Consider the following 2,874-nt stretch of genomic DNA (forward strand, 5'->3'; position numbering starts at 1 on the left):
CCCCCGCCGCGACCCCTGAGAAGGGCGCCGAGGGCAGCTGTGGCGCCGGCTCCTGCGGCTCCGGCTCCTGCAGCGGCAAGAAGTAGTCATCCCCCGGGAGGGCCTGCGTGACAGGTCTCCTCCCAGGCTCGCGGGCGGCGGGAAGGGTTCTTCCTGCCGCCCGTGTTGTTTCCACCCTGCGCAGCCGCAGTCCCGTCTCCCAGCTCCAAGGAGGAGCGCCGCATGCCGTCCCCCCGCTATGCAGACCGCCATGGGTTGAAGCCGCTGGGGGCGGGCATCGGGCTGCGCCGAGACTTCTACGAAGCGCTGCCTCGCACGCCTCGCGCGCTGGACTGGGTGGAGATCATCCCGGAGAACTTCCTCACGCTGGGCGGCCGCTCCCAGCGCGCCCTGGACGCGTGCCGCGAGCGCTGGACGCTGCTGCCGCACGGCGTGGGGCTCAACATCGGCGGGCCGGACGCGCTGGATGACGACTACGTCACCCGCCTGGCCGCGCTGGTGAAGCGCCTGGACGCGCCGTTCTTCTCCGACCACCTGTGCTACTCGCGGCTGGGCGGGGTGCACCTGCACGACCTGTTGCCGCTGCCCTTCACGGAGGCCGCGGTGGAGCACGTGGTGCCGCGCGTGCGCGAGGTGATGGCGCGCGTGGAGCGCCCCTTCCTCCTGGAGAACCCCAGCTACTACGCGGCCATGCCGGGCGGCACGCTGAAGGAGGCGGACTTCCTGCGCCAGGTGGTGGAGGCCGCGGACTGCGGCCTGCTGCTGGACGTGAACAACGTCTGGGTCAACGCGAAGAACCACGGCTACGACCCGCGCGCCTTCGTGGACGCGCTGCCCCTGGAGCGCGTGGTGCAGGTGCACCTGGCCGGCCACGACGTGAGGGAGACCGTCCTCATCGACACGCACGGCGACCGCGTCTGCGACGACGTGTGGGCGCTGTACCGCTACACCCTGGAGCGCACCGGCCCCGTGTCCACGCTGATGGAGTGGGACCAGGGCATCCCGTCCCTCGACGCCGTGCTGGACGAGGCCGACCTGGCGCGCGGCGTGCTCGCGGAGGCCGCGTGATGAAGTCGTCGTTGAAGCACTTCTTCGACAGCATGGACGCGTACCTCGCCGGCTCTCCGGGCGCGGAGGGGTTGCTCAAGCTGTCCGCGTCGCACCCGGGCTGGGACGTGGATCCGGAGCGCATGGCGCTCTACGGCCAGTTCGTGCGCGGCCACGTGCGCTCCACGCTGGAGAAGCTCTTCCCGCTGACGCGCAAGGCGGTGACGCCGGAAGCGTGGGACGCGCTGGTGGACGGCTACACCCGCACGCGGCCCGCGCGGCACTACGAGCTCAACCGCCTGGGGGAAGGCTTCGCGCCCTTCGTCGCGGACGCCGCCGCCGCGAAGGGACTGCCGCCGTTCCTGCCCGCGCTGGCGCGCTTCGAGTGGACGGACTTCGCCGTGTTCGCCTCCGAGGAGGTCATCCCGGAAGCGGTGGAGCGCCTGACGCCCAACCCCACGCTCGCGGTGCTGGAGCAGCCCTACCGGCTCTGCGCGTTCATGCGGGCCCGGGGCGCGGAAGGCGCGCCCGTGGACGGGGAGGAGCTGGCGCTGCTCTGGCGCCACCCGGAGCGGCTGGTGACCTTCTACATGGAGGCCACGCCGCCCGCGCTGCTGGTGCTGAAGATGGCCGTGGAGGGCCTGTCCGAGGAGGCCGTCGTCCAAGCCACCGGCATGCCCGCCGCGGACGTCCATGCGCAGGTGCTGCGCTTCGCGAAGGACGGCCTGGTGCTGCTTCCGGCGGAGTGACCTCCCGTCAGGAGGCGGGCGGTCATGACGCTTCGCGCGGGCCTCCAGCGCGCGGTCCCGTTCAGTGATGAACGTCGTCTTCCGAGCGGTTTCGCCGCAGCACGTCAAGGCTCGGGAGCCCTTCGTGGATCCTTTCGTGAAGACGCATGGGTAGGTTTGCGTCCAACATCGGCAGAAACCACCCGGAGGGTTTTTCCATGAAGAAGACGCTGACCGCCGTGCTGCTGTCGCTGACCCTCGCCGCGCCTGTCATGGCCAAGGACATCGCCGGCGTGAAGTACCCCGACACCGCCACCGTGAACGGCAAGGAGCTGAAGCTCAACGGCGTCGGCCTGCGCAAGAAGGCCATCTTCAAGGTCTACACGGTCGGCCTCTATGTGGAGACCCCCACGCAGGACGCCACCGCGCTGCTCAACGCGGATGAGATCAAGCGCGTGCGCATGTTCATGAAGCGCGACCTCAAGAAGGATCAGATCACCGAGGCCATCGAGAACGGCTTCAAGAAGAACGCCGGCGCCAACCTGCCCAAGCTCCAGGACCGCCTGAACACCTTCAAGAACGCCATCCCCGCGGAGGTGAAGGAGGGCCAGGAGCTCATCCTCACCTACGTCCCCGGCAAGGGCACCAACGTCCACACGAGCGATGGCAAGTCCATTGACGTGGAGGGCAAGGACTTCGCGGACGCGCTCTTCTCCGTGTGGCTGGGCAAGGACCCCGTGGACGACGGCCTCAAGGACGGGATGCTCGGCAAGGAAGACTGACGCACCGCCTGACCCTCGGTCCTTCGCGCGCGCCCCGGGCGTGTCCCTTCTTCACTCGGAGGGACGCTCCCCGGGGCGTCGCCGTTTCGGGGGAACGCCATTGCTTCAATGGTGGACAGCGCGGGGCCCCCCTGTCACACGCCCGTGAGTTGACGCTGGAATGCCCTGTCGCATCCGGCGTTGATGCGCGCCGAGTTGCACACCCCACCCCTGTCCGTGTTGGAGAACGCTGTGAAGCGACTGGCCCTGTTCGCCGCCTCCTGTGTCCTTGGCGCCGCCTGCAAGACGGCGGAGCCCACCCCCGAGCCGCCCCGGGC

Annotated in this window: 3 protein-coding genes; all 3 read left to right on the top strand. The window is 69.7% G+C overall.

The genetic code is table 11. From position 1 onward, the window contains the following. The first annotated feature begins 222 nt into the window (after positions 1-222). The 3 genes from bufB to D7W79_RS40905 all read left to right on the top strand — a co-directional run bounded on the left by bufB (position 223) and on the right by D7W79_RS40905 (position 2,557). Positions 223-1,068, top strand: a complete 846-nt coding sequence (gene bufB / locus D7W79_RS40895) for an MNIO family bufferin maturase (RefSeq protein WP_120530602.1) — start codon at positions 223-225, stop codon at positions 1,066-1,068. Further along, entirely contained in the window at positions 1,068-1,796 is a 729-nt protein-coding gene (locus D7W79_RS40900; RefSeq protein ID WP_120530603.1) for an HvfC/BufC N-terminal domain-containing protein, read from the top strand. The genes bufB and D7W79_RS40900 overlap by 1 nt, the downstream gene beginning before the upstream one ends. Before the next feature lie 197 nt (positions 1,797-1,993). Continuing rightward, on the top strand, positions 1,994-2,557 hold the full coding sequence (locus D7W79_RS40905; protein WP_120530604.1) for a chalcone isomerase family protein: 564 nt from the start codon (positions 1,994-1,996) through the stop codon (positions 2,555-2,557). The last annotated feature ends 317 nt before the right edge of the window (positions 2,558-2,874 follow it).

The organism is Corallococcus exercitus, from assembly GCF_003611585.1.
Taxonomy (GTDB): Bacteria; Myxococcota; Myxococcia; order Myxococcales; family Myxococcaceae; genus Corallococcus; species Corallococcus exercitus.

What these genes read in the sequence shown, in the direction of transcription:
- bufB (WP_120530602.1), top strand. Translation starts at nt 223, where the DNA reads ATGCCGTCCCCCCGCTATGCAGACCGCCATGGGTTGAAGCCGCTGGGG.
- D7W79_RS40905 (WP_120530604.1), top strand. Translation starts at nt 1,994, where the DNA reads ATGAAGAAGACGCTGACCGCCGTGCTGCTGTCGCTGACCCTCGCCGCG.
- D7W79_RS40900 (WP_120530603.1), top strand. Translation starts at nt 1,068, where the DNA reads ATGAAGTCGTCGTTGAAGCACTTCTTCGACAGCATGGACGCGTACCTC.